Raw genomic sequence first — 19,380 nt, 5'->3', positions numbered from 1 at the left:
GGGAGAGGGTTGGGGTGAGGGCATCAGGCCGCACAACACTACTGCCAGCTCACCTCACCTTTCGGCTCATACGCGTTCACGTCAATCGGTGAATTTTGCTGGATAAACTGCTTCAACACTTCCGCATCAATAAACCCGGTATTTACATAGCCCGGTTTGTTATCGATATGCGGATAGCCGTCGCCGCCGGTGGCGTTAAAGCTTAACGTTGCCAGGCGGTAGGTTTTCGCCGTATCAACCGGTTCGCCTTTGATTTTGAGATCGTTGAGCTTACCGTCCTTCGCGACGAAGCTGACGTTAGCAAACTGCGGATACGCCCCGGAATCTGGCTTCATCTGCGCCACGGCGGTCAGGTAGTCAATCACCTCCTTCCCGCTCATGTCCGCATAGACCACCACGTTGCCAAACGGCTGCACTTTGAGCACGTCTTTATAGGTGATGTCTCCGCCTTCGATGGAGTCACGAATACCGCCGCCGCTCATCACGGCGAAATCCGCATTCGTGCGCGCCATCTGCGCGGCCAGCACCAGACGCCCCATGTTGGTCTGTACAAAGCGGACTTTGCTGCGGTCCCCTTCCAGTCGTCCGTTAAGCGTGCCAATCTTCACGTCCAGCTGCGCTTTCCCTTTGCTCTGGAACGGCGTCAGCAGAGAGAGCATCTGCTGGTTTTCAGCGATCTCTGGCGTGTAGAGTACCCGCTCGCTTTTGCCGTCCGGGTAGGTCACTTTCTTCTTCAGGTTGACCGGGATGAGCTGATAGTGCACCAGCTTCATCTCGCCGTTACGGAATTCGAAATCCGCGCGGCCAACGTATTTACCCCACTCGTGGGCCTGTACAATTTAGATCCCGTTCTGACGATCAGGCGCGCACGGCGTGCCGGGCACATAATCTGCCTGCTTTTTATTCTCAGAAGCCATGCAGACCGGATCCTGTGAGTGACCGCCCACAATCATCGCCAGCGAGCCCGCAGGAAGGCTGCGCGCCATCTCCACGTCGCCCGGCGCGTTAGAGCCGTGCTGACCGTTGTCGTAATGCCCCATGTGGGTGGTCGCGATAATCACATCCGGTTTTTCATTCTGCTGCAACTCCTGGATCACCAGCTTCGCTTCGTCCGCCGGTTTACGGAATTCGATGTCGGTGAAAAATTCAGGGTTGCCAATTTTGGCCGTATCGTCGGTGGTTAAGCCGATGACCGCGATCTTCAGTTCCTGACGCTTGAACAGCGCCCACGGTTTAAACAAGCGCTCGCCGGTGCTTTTCTGATAAATATTGGCGGAAAGGAACGGGAATTTGGACCACTTCTCCTGCTGGCGCAACACGCTCAGCGGATTATCGAACTCGTGGTTTCCGACCGCCATCGCGTCGTAACCAATTAAATTCATGCCGCGGAAATCAGGCTCGGCATCCTGCAAATCAGATTCCGGTACGCCGGTATTAATATCCCCGCCCGACAGCAACAGCACGCTGCCGCCCTGGGCCGCGACCTCTTTACGAATGCCGTCCACCAGCGTTTTTTGCGCCGCCAGGCCATATTCACCGTATTCGCTGCGCCAGAAATGGCCGTGATGATCGTTAGTATGCAGAATGGTAATTTTATAGGTTTTATCTTTTTCATACGCCTGCGCGGGCAGGCTTGTTAGCCCCCATGCGGCGATGAGCGCCAGCGCGACGCCACGCTTCATTAACTTCATCTTCTCTCTCCCTGACCCATAGACAAACGCAAAAATTACAGTGACTCACAAGAATAGACAAATAAGTTTTCAGAATTGCGACTTTCTTCAAATGTCACGGACGGGTATGTTAGTCGGATAATAATTACTCCCTGCATTTCTAATAACAAATCGACGTGGTATTTATGGCAATCAGTGAATCAACCCAGCCCGTCCAGGGCGCTCCGGCGTCGCCGCCGAAATCGCGCACTTCCTTTAAAGTATTAGGCGCAATCAGTCTCTCTCATCTGCTCAACGACATGATCCAGTCGCTGATTCTGGCGATCTACCCGCTGTTGCAGTCTGAGTTCTCATTAACCTTCGTGCAGATCGGGATGATCACCCTGACCTTCCAGCTGGCCTCTTCGCTGCTACAGCCGGTGGTGGGCTACTGGACGGACAAATACCCGATGCCATGGTCGCTGCCCATTGGGATGTGCTTCACCCTGAGCGGGCTAGTGCTGCTGGCCATGGCGGGCAGCTTTGAGGCGGTACTGGTTGCCGCGGCGCTGGTGGGAACCGGTTCATCGGTGTTCCATCCGGAATCGTCCCGCGTGGCGCGTATGGCCTCCGGCGGACGCCACGGGCTGGCGCAATCTCTGTTCCAGGTGGGGGGGAACTTTGGTAGCTCCCTCGGTCCTCTGCTGGCGGCGGTGATTATCGCGCCCTACGGTAAAGGCAACGTGGCGTGGTTTGTGCTGGCCGCGCTGCTGGCGATTGTCGTCCTGGCGCAAATCAGCCGCTGGTATGCCGCGCAGCATCGCGTAAATAAGGGAAAACCTGCCGCGAAGATAACCAACCCCCTTCCGCGCAATAAGGTGATCCTTGCCGTCAGCGTGCTGCTGGTGCTGATTTTCTCGAAATATTTTTATATGGCGAGCATAAGCAGCTATTACACCTTCTATCTGATGCAAAAATTCGGATTATCGGTACAAAACGCCCAGTTCCACCTCTTTGCCTTCCTGTTTGCGGTGGCGGCAGGCACGGTGATTGGCGGCCCTGTGGGGGATAAAATCGGACGTAAATATGTGATTTGGGGCTCTATCCTCGGCGTTGCGCCGTTTACGCTTGTTTTACCGTACGCAACGCTGGAATGGACCGGAATATTGACGGTGATTATTGGTTTTATTCTCGCGTCGGCGTTTTCAGCCATTCTGGTCTATGCGCAGGAACTGCTGCCGGGACGTATCGGTATGGTTTCCGGCCTCTTTTTCGGTTTTGCCTTTGGCATGGGCGGCCTTGGCGCCGCCGTGTTAGGGATGGTTGCCGACCACACCAGCATCTTCCTGGTCTATAAAATCTGCGCTTTCCTGCCACTTCTGGGGATGTTGACCATATTCCTGCCTGAAAACCGTCATAAAGCGTAACTTCACGGCTGCCAAAGTTAAACTTTGGCAGCCGGATAACCTGTTGCCATAAGGCTTTCCTCTCCCTCCCCTCAGCAAATTTATCAAAATCTGCCTTTTTTCATGCTTATTGCCTTTTTATTGTGTTTTCAACAATTATTCATAAACATAAGCGTAAAAATTGTCATAAACTATTAATCGGCTTTTTGGTATTTGCACCAAAAATGGATCACCCATCGCAAAAGGAGACGGAATGCACCACGCCACACCGCTTATCACCACCATTGTTGGTGGACTTGTGCTCGCTTTTATTCTCGGCATGATTGCCAATAAACTGCGTATTTCGCCCCTGGTAGGCTATTTGCTGGCGGGCGTGCTGGCAGGGCCCTTTACGCCGGGTTTTGTCGCAGATACCAAACTGGCGCCTGAGCTGGCGGAATTAGGCGTGATCCTGCTGATGTTTGGCGTCGGGCTGCATTTTTCCCTGAAGGATCTGATGGCGGTAAAGTCGATCGCCATACCGGGAGCGATCGCCCAGATAGGGGTGGCGACGCTGCTGGGCATGGCGCTTTCGGCGGTGCTGGGCTGGTCAATCATGACCGGTATCGTATTTGGGCTGTGTCTTTCAACCGCCAGTACCGTGGTGCTGCTGCGCGCGCTTGAAGAGAGGCAGCTGATAGACAGCCAGCGCGGGCAAATCGCGATAGGCTGGCTGATTGTTGAAGATCTGGTAATGGTGTTGACGCTGGTACTGCTGCCTGCCGTCGCCGGGATGATGGAAAAAGAGAATATCGGCTTCGCCTCGCTGGCACTGGATATGAGCATTACCATCGGTAAGGTTGTGGCGTTTATCGCCATCATGATGCTGGTGGGCCGACGTCTGGTGCCGTGGATCATGTCCCGCAGCGCCGCCACGGGCTCGCGTGAACTGTTCACGCTTTCAGTCCTTGCGCTGGCGCTGGGCATTGCCTTTGGCGCCGTCGAGCTGTTTGACGTCTCCTTTGCGCTGGGCGCGTTCTTTGCCGGGATGGTGCTGAACGAGTCCGAGCTGAGCCATCGCGCCGCGCACGATACCCTGCCGCTACGTGATGCATTCGCGGTGCTGTTCTTCGTCTCCGTCGGGATGCTGTTCGACCCGCTGATCCTCATTCAGCAGCCGCTGGCCGTGCTGGGTACGCTGGCAATCATCATCTTTGGTAAGTCCGTTGCCGCCTTCTTCCTGGTGCGGATGTTCGGTCACTCGCCGCGCACGGCGCTGACCATCGCCGCCAGCCTGGCGCAGATTGGCGAGTTCGCCTTTATTCTTGCCGGTCTGGGGATGGCCCTGAACCTGCTGCCACAGGCTGGGCAAAATCTGGTGCTGGCGGGGGCGATCCTCTCCATCATGTTGAACCCGGTATTGTTTGCCCTGCTGGAGAAATATCTCGAGAAGACCGAAACCCTCGAAGAGCTGACGCTGGAAGAGGCGACAGAAGAAGAGAAACAGATCCCGGTGGATATCTGCAACCACGCGCTGCTGGTCGGTTTTGGCCGCGTCGGCAGCCTGCTGGGTGAAAAACTGATGGCTCAGGGCATTCCACTTGTAGTGATTGAAACGTCACGCACCCGCGTCGACGAACTTCGCGAGCGTGGCATCCGCGCGGTGCTGGGCAACGCGGCTAACGAAGAGATTATGAATCTGGCGCATCTGGACTGCGCTCGCTGGCTGCTGCTCACTATCCCGAACGGTTACGAGGCTGGTGAAATTGTCGCCACAGCCCGTGAAAAATGCCCGCATATCGAAATCATTGCCCGCGCCCATTATGATGACGAAGTGGAGTACATCACCGAGCGCGGCGCGAATCAGGTGGTGATGGGTGAGCGTGAGATTGCGAATACGATGCTGACAATGCTGACGAAACCGCCGGTTGAAGAGGCAGTAACGGGGTAAGTTTTGTGCTGCCTGATGCCCTCACCCTGACCCTCTCTCGCAGGGAGAGGGAACAAACACTAAAAACGGCAACCACAGGTTGCCGTTTTACTTTTACCTGTCCCAGTACGCCTCTTCGAGGCTGTCTTCCCGTTCCGGCAGCCCCCGCGTTAAGCGCGGAGAATGCTGGTTCAGCACCTGATAACTCACGCGGTTCGCGTACTTACACACCTGCGCCAGCGAGGAATAGGTCAGCCAGTCGAAGGTATGTTTGCTGGAATTCGGCACGTTGGTTTTGTGGTAGGCGTTGGCGGTAATGTCGTGCAGCAGCGCGGCCAGCGCGCCGTCGCCCGCGCCGTTGGTGTTCATGATCTTCTCAGGGCCACCCATATACGGTGCGATGTGAGAGAAGATACGCAGCGGGTTGATGCAGTCTTTATGACGCATAGCGCGGCTGAACTCGTACTGGTTAAATTCGGCGATTGAGCCCGGCAGCAGCGGGTGCTGGGTTTTACGCTTGCTCTCTTCTTCCGTGAAGCCCGCCATGTACAGCCCGACCGGCCCGGCGGTGCAGAGCACCAGGTCCACCCAGTCCAGCGCCTTATCAGACGCCAGCAGCGGATCGCTTTCACCGGTCAGCGCTTCGGCTTCTTCTTCATTCATCGCCAGAATCGAGACGTGTTCTTTCAGGAAGGCCTGCCACCACTCCGGGTTGTCGGCAATGACGAATTTGGTGCCCAGCGTCAGAACCACAGGCACGTTGTATTTCTTCGCGTACTCAATTGCCTTCATGGTTGCGTCCGGCATTGGTTCGCCCGGCTTGCAGCGCACCAGATAGGAGGTCAGTACCAGCGCAGACGCGCCCGCGATCACCTCTTCCGGGATACTTTCAGCGCGCAGCTTATTCATATGGCCGGGGCTGATGGCAAAGGTACGCTCGCCGGAATCGCTTATCAGCGTAAAGCAGCGGCCAATCGGCCCGTCAACGCCCTGTAAATAGTTCAGATCGGTGCGGCTGGAGGTATTGCACAGGTAGCGGTAGGCGTAGCCACCGATTTCGATATTGCTGCACATCACGCCAAGCAGCACCGAGCGGTCGTCTGCCAGTACGGAGTAGTTGTGCATGGTGTTGCCGATAGTGCCGCCGGCAAACTGGTGGGTGATAAGATTTTCGCGCACCAGCTCCTGATACAGCGCTTCAGCAACGTCATCCTCAATCACCAGCGAGTGCCCGGCGCTCAGACCGTAACGTGCGACAAACGCATCATCCACTTTGGCTTCAATGTCCACCAGCGTCTGATCGATACCGACCACCCAGGCAGCGCTGGTTTCGCTTTCCTGCTGAATTTGCTGTAACAGCGGATCGCGGGCATCGACGGGGAAATAGTGTTTGGACTTACGTTTACCGGGAAATTTCATGGTCTGAACTGTGCAAAGAATACGGGCCGGGAATGGTAGCACAAACCCGGCCCGTAACGCGATCAGCGGCGGGTGGTGACCAGTGACACCATCATGTCGATGTGTTCAGGGGAGTCGTTAAGCGCAGGAATATATTCGTATTTCGTTCCGCCCGCCTCCATAAAGAACTCTTTGTTCTGGACGGCAATTTCTTCCAGCGTTTCCAGACAGTCCGCCGAGAAGCCCGGCGACATCACCTGAATGTGCTTCACGCCCTTCTCGCCCAGCATTTTTAGCGTTTCATCAGTATACGGGGTCAGCCAAGGTTCACGGCCGAAGCGCGACTGGAAGGTCATCATCACCTTCTCAGGCGGCAGGCCGAGGGCGGAGACCAGCTCGCGGGTGGTATCGCGGCAACGCTGGGGGTAATCGTCCCCTTCGTTCGCGAAACGCTGCGGAATACCGTGATAGGAGAGCAGCAGCAGATCCGGCTCGCCGTGTTTTTCAAACGACGCGCGCACGCTGCTGGCAAGCGCCTGAATGTACAGCTCGTTATCGGCGTAGTCGCGGATAAAGGTGATACCCGGTATACGGCGGCGGGTCGCCAGAATGCGCCCCAGTTCGTCCCAGACGGCAGCTACCGTGGAGCACGAATACTGCGGATATAGAGCCAGCACCACAATGTGTTCAACGCCCTGCGCCAGCAGAGAGTCAACGGCGCTTTCCAGGGACGGCTTACCGTAGCTCATGCCGAGCGCAACGGGCATGTCCGGCAGGCGGGCGGCCAGCGCCTTCTCCTGACGACGGCTGTACACCATCAGCGGCGAGCCCTCTTCCATCCACACGGACTGATAGAGCTTTGCCACACGCGGGGAACGAATCGGCAGAATGACGCCACGCAGCAGTGGCCACCACAGCAGTCTTGGGGTATCCACGACGCGCGTGTCGCTTAAAAATTGTCGCAGGTAGCGTTTTACCGCCGCTGGAGTAGGTGCTTCTGGGGTGCCCAGATTGGCAAGCAGGATGCCGGTTTTCGCCTGACTCATTCACGCCTCTTAACCATTTGATAGGCTGTCAATTGTAGCGGAAATGCGTTTAAACGAAACCCATTGCTGCAATAGGTAAGATGAGAATTTTTCTCACCCGGGGCTCCGGGTGAGAGAGGTGCGCTTAGCCGAGAATTTTTTCCAGCTCTGCACGTACGTCAGCCACGGCTTTGGTGCCGTCCACTTTCGCGTATTTGGTGTTACCCGCCTGCGCTTCTTTGGTGTAGTAGCCGATCAGCGGTGCGGTCATCTGATGGTATTCCACCAGGCGTTTACGCACGGTTTCTTCCTGATCGTCTTTACGGGTGGTCAGCTCTTCGCCGGTCACGTCGTCTTTGCCTTCAACCTTAGGTGGGTTGAATTTAATGTGGTAAACGCGGCCAGAAGCAGCGTGTACGCGACGGCCAACGATACGGTCAACGATCAGCTCGTCCGGTACGTCGAACTCCAGCACGTAATCCACGTTGATGCCCGCTTCTTTCATGGCGTCAGCCTGAGGAATGGTGCGCGGGAAGCCGTCCAGCAGGAAACCATTGCGGCAGTCTTCCTGAGCAATGCGCTCTTTTACCAGCGCGATAACCAGTTCGTCGGTCACCAGCTTGCCTGCGTCCATGATGTCTTTAGCTTGTTTGCCCAGCTCGGAGCCAGATTTAACAGCGGCACGCAGCATGTCACCAGTAGAGATTTGCGGAATACCGTATTTCTCCATGATGAACTGAGCCTGAGTTCCCTTACCCGCGCCCGGAGCGCCAAGCAGAATAATACGCATTGCGAAAATCCCCTCAAATGTCGATTCAATTTTTCAAAAGCGCTAAACAATACCACCAGAACGGGTATCGCTCAAGGAAGGCGGGGAGGCTGAAACGGTTAATGAGGGGAGATAATTTGGGAGAGTGCGGTCTGGTGCCCTCACCCTAACCCTCTCCCACAGGGAGAGGGAACTCTTTCACCCTCTCCCTGTGGGAGAGGGTCGGGGTGAGGGAAGATTACGCCAGCAGCAGCGCATTCACACGTTTAATGAACAGGTTAGGATCTTCCAGCGTACCGCGCTCGGCCAGCAGGGACTGATCCAGCAGCAGTTCAACCCACTCCGCAAAGCGGGCGTCGTCCTGGGTATCCGCCGCGCGTTTCACCAGCGGATGATCCGGATTAAGCTCAAAGATATATTTCACTTCCGGCACGGCCTGGCCCGCCGCAGCGAACAGTTTCGCCATCTGGGTGCTCATTTCGTCCGCATCGGTGGTGACAATGGCTGGCGTATCGGTCAGACGGTGCGTGAAGCGCACCTCTTTCACGCGGTCACCCAGCAGGGTTTTCACGCGCTCAATGAACGGCTCCAGCGCCTTCTCGGCTTCTTTCGCGCTTTCGTCCACTTCATCTGCCAGCTTGTCGATGGACTCGTCAGCTTTGGCAACGGACTGGAACGCCTTACCGTCGAACTCGGTCAGGTAGTTCATCATCCATTCGTCGATGCGGTCAGACAGCAGCAGCACTTCGATGCCTTTCTTACGCAGCAGCTCCAGGTGCGGGCTGCTGTTCGCTGCCGCATAGCTGTCGGCGGTGATGTAGTAGATCTTCTCCTGCCCTTCTTTCATGCGGGAGACGTACTCTTCCAGCGACACGGTCTGGGCGGAGGAGTCGTTGTGCGTAGAGGCGAAGCGCAGCAGTTTAGCGATAGCTTCCACGTTCGCGGTGTCTTCCGCCGGACCTTCTTTCAGCACCAGGCCAAACTGTTTCCAGAAGGTCTGGTATTTTTCCGCATCGTCCTTCGCCAGTTTTTCCAGCATCTGCAACGCACGTTTGGTCAGGGCGTTACGCAGGTTACGGGTGACGGTGCTGTCCTGAAGGATTTCACGCGAGACGTTCAGCGGCAGGTCGTTGGAATCAATCAGGCCGCGCACAAAGCGCAGATAGTTCGGCATGAACTGCTCGGCGTCGTCCATGATGAACACGCGCTGCACGTACAGCTTCAGGCCATGCTTGTGATCGCGGTTCCACATGTCCCACGGCGCCTGTGCCGGGATGTACAGCAGGCTGGTGTACTCCTGCTTACCTTCCACACGGTTGTGGCTCCAGGTCAGCGGGTCGGTAAAGTCGTGGGCGATGTGCTTGTAGAATTCGTTGTACTCGTCGTCTTTAATTTCAGCTTTGTTACGCGTCCACAGCGCCTGCGCCTTGTTGATTTTCTCCCAGGAAACCACGGTTTCGCCGTCTTTCTCTTCCTGTTTTTCAATCTCAACCGGCAGCGCGATGTGGTCGGAATACTTGCTGATGATGGAGCGTACGCGCCAGTCGTTCAGGAAATCGTCTTCGCCTTCACGCAGGTGCAGGGTGATTTCGGTGCCGCGATCCGCTTTGGTGATGTCATCAACGGTGTACTCGCCTTCCCCTTTGGATTCCCACAGCACGCCGTTCTCGGCGCTGTCGCCCGCGGCGCGAGTGCGCACGGTGACTTTGTCCGCCACGATGAACGCCGAGTAGAAGCCTACGCCGAACTGACCAATCAGCTGGCTGTCTTTCGCCTGGTCAGAGCCCATGGACTCAAGGAACGCTTTGGTGCCGGATTTGGCGATGGTCCCGAGGTGGTCGATCACCTCGTCGCGGTTCATCCCGATGCCGTTATCGGCAATCGTCAGGGTGCGGTTCTCTTTATTGAACGAGACGCGCACGCGCAGTTCGCCGTCGCCTTCATACAGATCCGGGTTAGACAGCGCGCGGAAGCGCAGCTTGTCCGCCGCATCGGAGGCGTTGGAAATCAGCTCACGCAGGAAAATTTCTTTGTTGGAATACAGGGAATGGATCATCAGGTGCAGAAGCTGTTTTACTTCTGACTGGAAACCACGGGTTTCTTGTCCTTTCATCTAAGTCGACCTCAACAATGCCATTTAATGGGGTTGTAAAACGTTGAGTGAGAGATGGGGATAAGGGGGGAAATTTTCAAGCGGAGGCCGCGCGCGCAGCCTCCGTTTGGTCAGAAAATAATCTTGTGACGTCCGGCCAGCGAGTGCGACAGCGTGGTGCCGTCGACCATCTCCAGCTCACCGCCGACCGGCACGCCGTGGGCGATGCGGCTGGCGTCAACGCCGTACTGCGCGCACAGTTCGGCGATGTAGTTGGCGGTTGCCTCCCCTTCCACCGTGGGGTTGGTGGCGAGGATCACCTCTTTGATGGTTTCCGACTCCAGGCGCTGCTCCAGACGATCGAGACCGATATCGTCCGGGCCGATGCCGTCCAGCGGGGAGAGATGCCCCATCAGCACAAAATAGCGGCCGGAAAACTGCCCGGTTTGTTCGATGGCGTAGATGTCCGCCGGACTCTCCACCACGCAAATCTGACCGTTTTCCTGACGACGCGGGTTCGTGCAGATGTTACATACGTCCTGCTCGGTAAAGGTCCGGCAATCCGCACAGTGGCCAATTTCTGACATGGCGCGGGTCAGAGCCTGCGCCAGGCGCATCCCGCCGCTGCGGTCGCGCTGCAATAGCGTAAACCCCATACGCTGCGCCGACTTCGGGCCAACGCCCGGCAGGCAGCGCAGTGCTTCCATCAACTGCGTGAGCAGCGGACTGGTTTGCATCAGAATGGCATCTTAAAGCCCGGCGGCAGTTGCATACCGCTGGAAACAGAGGCCATTTTCTCTTTCTGGGTTTCGTCGATACGGCGAGCGGCATCGTTAAACGCGGCTGCAACCAGATCTTCCAGCATCTCTTTGTCGTCTTCGAGCAGGCTCGGGTCGATTTCCACGCGACGGCAGTTATGCGCACCGTTGATGGTCACCTTGACCAGACCGGCACCGGATTCACCCGTGACTTCCAGCTGAGCGATCTCTTCCTGCATCTTCTGCATTTTTTCCTGCATCTGCTGAGCCTGCTTCATCAGGCCACCCAGACCGCCTTTTCCACCAAACATAGGCTTCTCTCTTCTTTCACGTTAAGGATTACAACCGTAAGTCAGACTCACGATCAAATGGGGCGAATACTCTCTTCATCCAGATCGGCGTCGAAGAACCGGCGCAGGGTCTGGATGTTGTTATCCGCGATAATCGACTCGCGCGCCTGCGCGAGCTTCTCTTCATAAATCGCCTGTCGCCACTCGAGCGGCGTTTTCACCGCCGGATTATCATCTTCAATGATAGTCAATTCAACCGGCACACCCTGTAATGCGGTAAGCGCCTCGGCCAGCGCCTTTTGCGCGCCTGGGGAGTTGAGGTGCCGCTGGCCAGGGCGCAGGTGCAGACGCACCTGATTACCGTCCTGCTCTTTCCAGGCGTTCAGCGCGACCTGCTCAACCAGCTTCGGCAGTTGCAGTTTGCTGACCTCTGCGGCCCAGGCGTCGCGCGCAATGGACTCTTCCGCAAGCTTCGCGGACAGCTCCGGCGTTTTTTCATGCTCCAGCGCCTTTTTCAGCGCTTTTGGCGTGGCGACCACTTCCTTGACCGTTTCAACAACGGTAGTCGCCTTCCAGCGGTATGCCTCTTCTTTCGCCGGGGCTTTTTGCTCGAGCGCGGACGGTGCCGGACGCGACTGCACGCGCTCCGTTACCGAGGCCAGTCGTTCAAGCGCGGCGTTGTTCACCGGCCGCGCTCTTGCAGGCGCTGCCGGTTCACTCTTTTTTGGTTTGGTTGCTCCCTGCGCACGTTGCAACTGGCTTCGTGCGGCAAGCACCGAACTGGTGGCATCCGACAGCGGCACGTTTTGCGGCGGCGGCGATGCCGGTTGCGGTGGCACCTGCTGCGGTGACATTACCGCGGTCGGCGCAACCGGCGCAAAGGACTGCCGGGGCGTTTCCGGCTCCGGCAGTGGCTTGCGCGGATGGAAGGCCAGTGCGCGCAGCAGCGTCATTTCAACGCCCATCCGGCGATCCGGTGCAAACGGCAGCTCTTTGCGGCCGATCAGCAGCGTCTGATAATAAAGCTGAACGTCAGCCGGCGGCACGGTGCGCGCAAGTTCACGCATCCGCTGCTCAATGGTCGCCATGTCCGCGCCAATGGCCGACGGAGACAGTTGCAGCATCGCCACGCGGTGCAGCAGGCTGAGCATCTCGACCAGCAGCGCTTCCCATTCAATGCCACGGGCGGCGGCATCGTTGACGAGCGTCATCACCCGCTCACCGTTGGCGGCGATCATCGCTTCAATAAGCGACAGCGCCTGATCGTCATCCAGCGTGCCGAGCATGGTGCTGACCGCGTCGGTGGAGAGTTTACCGTCACCGCTGGCAATCGCTTGGTCGGTCAGGCTTAGCGCATCGCGCAGGCTGCCGTCCGCCGCACGGGCCAGCAGTTGCAGCGCACGCGGTTCATGAACAATGTTCTCTTCATCGAGAATATGCTCAAGCTGAGCGCGGATCTGCTCAACGTCCAGCGCCTTCAGATGGAATTGCAGGCAGCGCGACAGGATCGTGACCGGCAGCTTTTGCGGATCGGTGGTCGCCAGCAGGAATTTGACATGTGCAGGCGGCTCTTCCAGCGTTTTCAGCAGGGCGTTGAAGCTGTGGCGCGACAGCATGTGCACTTCATCGATCAGATAGACCTTGAAGCGGCCGCGCGCCGGGGCGTACTGGACGTTGTCCAGCAGATCGCGGGTGTCTTCCACTTTGGTGCGCGAGGCGGCGTCGATCTCAATCAGATCGACAAAACGCCCCTGCTCGATCTCACGACAGTTGTCGCACACGCCGCACGGGGTGGCGGTGATCCCGGTTTCGCAGTTCAGACCTTTTGCCAGCAGACGGGCAATAGAGGTTTTACCGACGCCGCGGGTGCCGGAAAAAAGATAGGCGTGATGGATGCGACCTAGCGACAAGCCGTTCGCCAGGGCCGTCAGCACATGTTCCTGACCGACAACGTCAGCAAAGGTTTGTGGTCGCCATTTACGGGCTAACACCTGATAACTCATGGGCAGGCTCTGCAACGCTGGAAGGTGAATTAATGGAGGGGAATGCTATCACAACCTCACCCATTGAGCGAGGTTGTGAGATATGGGATTAATGTCCCGGGAATGGCACCAGGCTGTAGCTGGTAATACCCTGTTTTTCCAGACGCTGCTCGCCGCCGAGATCGAACAGGTTGATGATGAATGCCGCGTCGGTCACTTCCCCGCCCAGACGACGGATCAGCTTCACGGTCGCTTCGATGGTGCCGCCGGTTGCCAGCAGATCGTCCACCACCAGCACTTTGTCGCCTGGCTTGATGGCATCAACGTGAATTTCCAGCTGATCGGTGCCGTATTCCAGCTCATAGCTCTCAGCAATGGTTTCACGCGGCAGTTTGCGCGGCTTACGCACCGGCACAAAACCCACGCCCATCGCCAGCGCAACCGGTGCGCCAAACAGGAAGCCACGGGCTTCAGTACCTACTACTTTGGTGATCCCGGCGTTTTTATAACGCTCAACCAGCAGTTCAATGCTGAGGGCGTACGCTTTCGGGTCTTCCAGCAAGCTGGTGACATCGCGGAAAAGAATGCCAGGTTTTGGATAGTCCTGGATACTTTTGATGCTATTTTTCAGATATTCAAGCTGCTGTGCAGTTGCGGTCATCGGTTTGTGCCTAAATGAAACAGTGTTACTCACGGCGCGCGACGAGTCGGTCAAAGTAACAGTTGTTTAACCTTTGACCAGGCGCACCTGTGCTCGAAAACGGTCGAATTTACTGGCTGTGCGCCATAATTGCAACCGCCATGATGAGGCTTCAGTGCTTTTGTTGCTTTTCATCAACCACGGGGATCCGCCACATAAAGATCAGCAGGCAAACCAGGATCGCCAGCAGCAGAATGCGCACCCACATCATTTTCACCAGCCATAACGAGACGGCGAAGGTGATCAGGATGAAGGCAATGGCGCGCGGCTTGGCCCCGGGCGGCATAGCCCGGTGTTTTTGCCAGTGCCGCAGGTAGCCGCCGAACCACGAGCGGTACAGAAGCCAGTGGTGAAAACGCGGCGACGAGCGGGCGAAGCACCAGGCGGCCAACAGGATAAACGGGGTGGTCGGCAGCAAGGGCAAAACCACACCCAGCGTACCCAGCACTACCGCGAGCCAGCCAATGATGATTAAAATAGTACGCTGCATAATGCGAATCGTTATCAAACTGAACGGCTACTTTACCACTGGAGAGCGCCTTGAAAACAGCACTGCTTCTTGAGAGGCTGCAAAATCAGCTGATCGCGCTGCGGGCGCAGGCCACACCGCTGATGGGCCACGCCACGCTGAAACCGCGCTTTGACCGGCAGCTCTTCCGCACCCGCAGCACCGTCATTCAGGATTACCTTGCTGAAGCGCAGACCAACCTCGACGAGCTTCGCCACGCGGTTGAGAGTGAACAGCAGGAACAGGTCGCGTGGCTTGCGGAGCATCTTACCGAGCAGATCACCGCCCTGCACCGGGAAATCGCCGCCTGGCCGCTACGGGCGTGGGACAGCGCCTCGCCGGGACTGGGAAAATGGCAGCGCAAGCGGCTGGAGAACCAGGAGTTTGAGCGCCGTCTGTTTGAGATGAAGCGTGAGCGCGAAGCCCGCCTGAACACCAGCGAAACGCTGGAAGAGCAGCAGTTATTAATGCGTGAAATCAGCGCGCTGGAAGGCCGCATCGTCCGCTGCCGTCAGGCGCTGGATGAGATTGAACGCGTCATTGAACGCCTGACCCGTTAACAGGAGCCGCGGATGTCACTGGAAAATGCCCCCGATGAGGTCAAACTGGCCGTCGATTTAATTATGCTGCTGGAGAATCATGCGATCCCGGCTGAGACGGTGCTGAAAGCGCTGGAGATTGTGCGGCGGGATTTTGAGGGGAAACTTCCCCCTCACCCTGCCCTCTCCCCAGAGGGGAGAGGGAAATAATTCAGGCAGGAGTCGGGTCGTCCCCCTTAATTTCGCGCTTCACTTCCGTATGCTCGTCACCTTTCTCGTTACGCAGATGCACTTCAAGCTGGTTGAAGGCGATATTAATGTTGTTTTCACGACACAGACGGTCAATGGTGCGGTTCAGCTCATCGACGGTGTAGCTGCGATCGCGCAGTTCGCGTACGTACAGGCGCAGCTCATGATCCAGCGTGCTTGGCCCGAAGGTGGTGAAGAACACGTCAGGCGCAGGATCGTGCATAACTTTAGGATGTGATTTCGCGGCTTCCAGCAGGACCTCTTTCACTTTATCCAGATCTGAACCGTAGGCCACCCCGAGTCGGATCACCACGCGGGTGGTGGTATCCGAGAGCGACCAGTTGATCAGGCGCTCGGTCACAAAGGCTTTGTTCGGGATGATCACCTCTTTACGATCGAAGTCGGTAATGGTGGTCGCACGGATGCGGATCTTGCTGACGGTCCCGGAGAAGGTGCCGATGGTGACGGTATCGCCGATACGCACCGGACGTTCGAACAGGATAATCAGGCCAGAGACAAAGTTACCGAAGATCTCCTGCAAGCCGAAGCCGAGACCCACCGACAACGCTGCCGCCAGCCACTGAAGTTTATCCCACGAGACGCCCAGCGAGCCGAATACCGTCATCGCCCCGACAATAATAATGACGTAGTTCAGGATGGTAGTAATGGCGTACGACGCCCCCTGACGCAGGTTCAGCCTCGAGAGCACCAGCACTTCCAGCAGACCCGGCAGGTTGCGGATCAACGCCCAGGCAACCACTGACGACACCAGCGCAAAGAGCAGGCTGCCCATGGTGACGCTTTTCATTACCGCAGCGCCCGCTTCGGTACCGTTGTATTGCCAGAGCGTGATACTGTCGAGGTAGGCGAAAACGGTAATTAAATCAGACCAGATGGCCCAGAACATCACCGCAAACAGGGCGATCATCACCAGCATGGTAATACGCATCGTTTGCTGGTTGACCTGCTCCAGGGCGATAGTCGGCTCTTCCTGCGGCTCTGCCCCTTCAGCCCCCTCTTTCACCTGATGCTGCCGACGGGCAACAGCACGACGATACGCGATGCGGCGCGCCGCTACGCTCAAACCACGCAGCACGGTCTGGAACAGCAGGTTCCACAAAATCACCAGATAAACCGTTTCGATCCAGCGGCCTGACAGACGCAGCGTGGTATAGAAGTAACCCGTCGCCGTCAGCACCATCAGCGCCAGCGGAATGATCGCCAGCACCGTTACGGTAACCAGACGAAGATTATGGGACTCTTTATCCCGCCAGCTGTCGCGGCACATCGGCCACATAAGGACGGCAATCAGCAGCAGGTTCAGCATAATCACCAGTTGCCCCAGTACGTCATCCATCAGATGCAGCGGCGAAAGCTCGGCCACAACTGACCAGAAGTGCAGCGGCAGCAGCGCGAGGCTGATGCGTACAATCTGGCGACGCCAGTGGCTGGTGAGTTTTTCCGGCATGTTGAAGTGGCGGACGGCGACGCCATCTTTTTCCAGCACTTTCCAGCACAGGCCAAACACCAGCCAGAACAGCGCCAGCTTCTTGCTGAACGCCCACAGCAGATCGCTGATATTCAACTGCATGGTCAGCAGGATCAGGCCCACGGCGAGTATCAACAGGCAGACCGGCAGAGCACGGATCAGATCGATCAGGATCGCTTTCGGGGTGTGCAGCTGGCTGTCGTTACGCAGTTGCCCCACTTCCGAGGCCAGCTTCGCCTGGTACTGTTTCAGCCATTTCAAACGCCAGCGTATTACGCCAGCGATGAGCAACAAAGGCAGTCCCGCCAGGAAGGCAATCATTACCGCAGGCCAGGCTTTCTCCCAGTTCACGGTAATTTTCATGCTTTTTATCTGGGATTTCAGCGTTTCCGGGAAAGATTTAAACCAGTCCCAGTCCATGGGTTTATTGCTGTTCACCCAGAAAATCTGCTGGGTCAGGATCTCCTGGAGGCTTTTAGAAACGCTCACCAGCTGCTGCTGGTTGATTTGCAGGTTAATCGCCATCATCAACTGGTTGCCCAGCTGCTTGTTGAGCTGATCGAGCAGTTCGCGGCGCATGTCCACCACCTGCAACAGCGCGTCGTGAACTTCAGCGTTCACTTCACCTGAATGGCCCTCTTCCACTTTGGCAACAAACGTGTCGCTCTGGAATAGCGCATCGCGCTGCTGGTTGACGTCAAACTGTTCAAGACGCAAATCCGCAATGCGATTGGTCATGTCTTCCAGCTCGTCGGCGGACGGCAGCGTCTGCTGTTGCTGGTAGAGAATGCGCGACAGCAGCAGGCTGCCCTTCAGGACGGCAATCTGCTCCTTGACGTTACGCTCAGCCTGCAACGCGCGATCCAGCCAGTTTTTGACCTTGATATTCTGCTGTACCAGCGCGCTGCCGTTTTCAGTCGCCTGGATCAGACGTTCGCTCAGCTGGTGGTTAATCTCCAGCTCCTGCTTCACCAGCGGGTTGGCCTGAATACGCGCCGTCTCGTCTGGTGAGACCGCTTCCTGGGCCGTTTTTTCAGTCAGGGTCAGGCGCTTGCTGTTTACCGCTTCCTGCAACAGCTGAAGCTGATGCTCAAGCCGGTTGATATTCGCGGTCACGTAGTCACGCTGTTTTTGCAGCGCATCCTGTAGCACCGTGTTGCCTTCCAGGCTCTTACGCTGCTGTTCAATCTCCGCGTTTAGCAGCGTCTGCTGGATATTCAGCAGCGTTTGCTGGGTGGGGCGAAGCGCCCCTTCCCCAACGGTGACGCCATTCAGACGGTTACGTATCTGCTGTAGCTGTTGCGATGCGGAGTACATGGCGTTCTGCACGCGCTCAGGCTGGGTTTGCAGCGAAACCAGCTGGCTGTTATAGGTTGAGAGATCGGACTGCGCCGTTTGCAGATCGTCCAGCAGCTGCGCCACGCGCGACTCAAGCTGGCGCAACGACAGCGTGGCAAGCGTTTTTCGGGTTTCATCGTCGTTGTCGACGTCGCTGAGCGCATTCAGCGCCTCCGTAGCCTTACGCATGTTTTCCGGCGCCTGAGCGACCTTCTGCCTCAGCTGGGCTGTTTCGGCTTTGATGCGCTCTATCTTGTCCAGCGTTTCCAGGGTTTCCGTCAGGTCCTGCTGAACAAGTTTTTCCAGGGCGGACAGATCTTTCTGCTTATTCAGGGTGTCGAGTTGCGCCTGAACATCAGCACGCGTGGGAATGTCACTGCCGTTGTCTGCACGGGCCCAGGAAAGCGGCGCGGCTGCAAAGTAAAACAGCAGGATCAAAAACAGGGCCAGAACAGGATGTTGCGAGCGATTGGTGTGCAGCATAGTTGTGAATGTGATGTGAGAAATGACCGGAAATAGTCGGGCATGAAGGATATCACGCCCGGCTGAAGCAGAATAGTACGACGGAAAGGGTCTACGATTTTTCCCGTACCCGATCAGGCAGAACGGGGGTGATGCTTACTTTGAAGGGTCGGACAGAGCTGGCACATCTCAAGAAAAATGTCGACATAGCTGCGCGCCTCTGATCTGAGATCGAACGACTCCGGAGCAAAAAGCCAGTTTTCCATCAGGCCGGAAATATAGCCGCGCATCAGGATCGCCGCCCGGCGGGTGAGTAAGGTGGCAGGAAGCATTTTGGCCTGCATGCACTCCGTGAGGACCTGTTCGATGCGATCGTAGCTTTCCAGACACAGGTCGCGTTGCGCCTGCTGAACCACCGCCATTTCGCCAACGAACTCACATTTATGGAAGATGATTTCCATCATCAGACGGCGGCGCTCTTCAACAACTGTCGCTTCAAGGATATATACTAGAATTTCTCTTAACACAGAGAGTGGATCGTGAGGGAATTTTGCCCGATACTCACTCTCAAGATCGCTAATGCTGGACTCTGAAAGCTCCCAGATTTCACCAAACAGATCGGACTTGTCTTTGAAATGCCAGTAAATCGCTCCCCGCGTGACGCCCGCGGCCTGAGCAATCTGTGCCAGCGAGGTTGCCGAAACACCCTGCTGTGAGAACAAACGCATTGCCACATCCAGAATGTGTTGTCGGGTTTCCAGCGCTTGTTGTTTGGTTTTTCGTGCCATACGTTGATGAATTTACAGGAGTCAGATTT

At 56.8% G+C, this 19,380-nt stretch carries 15 protein-coding genes, 1 pseudogene and 1 other annotated feature; of the genes and pseudogenes, 4 read left to right on the top strand and 12 right to left on the bottom strand.

Annotated features, from left to right (window positions below):
* Positions 1 to 38 precede the first annotated feature (38 nt).
* A pseudogene (gene ushA / locus O1724_RS05545) lies at positions 39 to 1,691 on the bottom strand (bifunctional UDP-sugar hydrolase/5'-nucleotidase UshA).
* A 164-nt stretch (positions 1,692 to 1,855) separates the two neighbouring features.
* Between ushA and O1724_RS05540 the strand changes: the two are divergent.
* Positions 1,856 to 3,076 carry an MFS transporter gene (locus O1724_RS05540; protein WP_126297065.1) on the top strand — a complete coding sequence of 407 codons (1,221 nt, stop codon included), beginning with the start codon at positions 1,856 to 1,858 and terminating at the stop codon, positions 3,074 to 3,076.
* 232 nt (positions 3,077 to 3,308) lie between these two features.
* The gene (gene ybaL, locus O1724_RS05535) at positions 3,309 to 4,985 is read left to right on the top strand and encodes a YbaL family putative K(+) efflux transporter (protein WP_022650507.1); all 1,677 of its coding nucleotides are present in this window, start codon (positions 3,309 to 3,311) and stop codon (positions 4,983 to 4,985) included.
* 93 nt (positions 4,986 to 5,078) lie between these two features.
* On the opposite strand, the gene O1724_RS05530 is transcribed toward ybaL, so the two are convergent.
* From O1724_RS05530 to O1724_RS05490, 9 genes are all read right to left on the bottom strand, one after another.
* A complete protein-coding gene (locus tag O1724_RS05530) occupies positions 5,079 to 6,383 on the bottom strand; it encodes an inosine/guanosine kinase (protein WP_126297066.1) in 1,305 nt (434 codons plus the stop codon).
* 62 nt (positions 6,384 to 6,445) lie between these two features.
* Complete coding sequence (gene hemH / locus O1724_RS05525; protein WP_003858963.1) at positions 6,446 to 7,408, bottom strand: ferrochelatase; 963 nt, start codon at positions 7,406 to 7,408, stop codon at positions 6,446 to 6,448.
* Positions 7,409 to 7,532: 124 nt separating this feature from the next.
* Positions 7,533 to 8,177: an adenylate kinase gene (gene adk / locus O1724_RS05520; RefSeq protein WP_006809841.1), complete on the bottom strand. Its 645-nt coding sequence runs from the start codon at positions 8,175 to 8,177 to the stop codon at positions 7,533 to 7,535.
* A gap of 217 nt (positions 8,178 to 8,394) precedes the next feature.
* A complete protein-coding gene (gene htpG, locus O1724_RS05515) occupies positions 8,395 to 10,269 on the bottom strand; it encodes a molecular chaperone HtpG (RefSeq protein WP_045343199.1) in 1,875 nt (624 codons plus the stop codon).
* Between the two features lie 110 nt (positions 10,270 to 10,379).
* Entirely contained in the window at positions 10,380 to 10,985 is a 606-nt protein-coding gene (gene recR / locus O1724_RS05510) for a recombination mediator RecR (protein WP_479983924.1), read from the bottom strand.
* Positions 10,985 to 11,317: a YbaB/EbfC family nucleoid-associated protein gene (locus tag O1724_RS05505; RefSeq protein ID WP_003858972.1), complete on the bottom strand. Its 333-nt coding sequence runs from the start codon at positions 11,315 to 11,317 to the stop codon at positions 10,985 to 10,987. The genes recR and O1724_RS05505 overlap by 1 nt, the downstream gene beginning before the upstream one ends.
* Before the next feature lie 53 nt (positions 11,318 to 11,370).
* On the bottom strand, positions 11,371 to 13,299 hold the full coding sequence (gene dnaX / locus O1724_RS05500) for a DNA polymerase III subunit gamma/tau (RefSeq protein ID WP_060579812.1): 1,929 nt from the start codon (positions 13,297 to 13,299) through the stop codon (positions 11,371 to 11,373).
* Positions 11,977 to 12,041: a sequence feature (DnaX frameshifting element), on the bottom strand. It overlaps the preceding gene by 65 nt.
* Before the next feature lie 88 nt (positions 13,300 to 13,387).
* On the bottom strand, positions 13,388 to 13,939 hold the full coding sequence (gene apt / locus O1724_RS05495; protein WP_000127359.1) for an adenine phosphoribosyltransferase: 552 nt from the start codon (positions 13,937 to 13,939) through the stop codon (positions 13,388 to 13,390).
* A gap of 151 nt (positions 13,940 to 14,090) precedes the next feature.
* Positions 14,091 to 14,468, bottom strand: coding sequence for a DUF454 family protein (locus O1724_RS05490; RefSeq protein ID WP_015571246.1), 378 nt, complete (start codon positions 14,466 to 14,468; stop codon positions 14,091 to 14,093).
* Between the two features lie 50 nt (positions 14,469 to 14,518).
* Between O1724_RS05490 and priC the strand changes: the two genes are divergently transcribed.
* Positions 14,519 to 15,046, top strand: a complete 528-nt coding sequence (gene priC / locus O1724_RS05485) for a primosomal replication protein N'' (protein WP_022650502.1) — start codon at positions 14,519 to 14,521, stop codon at positions 15,044 to 15,046.
* Positions 15,047 to 15,058: 12 nt separating this feature from the next.
* Complete coding sequence (gene rsmS, locus O1724_RS05480) at positions 15,059 to 15,235, top strand: pleiotropic regulatory protein RsmS (RefSeq protein ID WP_022650501.1); 177 nt, start codon at positions 15,059 to 15,061, stop codon at positions 15,233 to 15,235.
* A 1-nt stretch (position 15,236) separates the two neighbouring features.
* Here rsmS and mscK read toward each other — a convergent pair whose 3' ends face one another.
* Together mscK and acrR are read right to left on the bottom strand one after the other, a co-directional pair.
* Entirely contained in the window at positions 15,237 to 18,584 is a 3,348-nt protein-coding gene (gene mscK / locus O1724_RS05475; RefSeq protein WP_023324246.1) for a mechanosensitive channel MscK, read from the bottom strand.
* Between the two features lie 113 nt (positions 18,585 to 18,697).
* Entirely contained in the window at positions 18,698 to 19,351 is a 654-nt protein-coding gene (acrR, locus tag O1724_RS05470; protein ID WP_032628152.1) for a multidrug efflux transporter transcriptional repressor AcrR, read from the bottom strand.
* Positions 19,352 to 19,380 lie beyond the last annotated feature (29 nt).

The organism is Enterobacter cloacae complex sp. HYC074_NIDB, assembly GCF_056673345.1.
The sequence above is the reverse complement of the archived record's forward strand: the minus strand, read 5'-3'. Positions and strand labels throughout refer to the sequence as shown.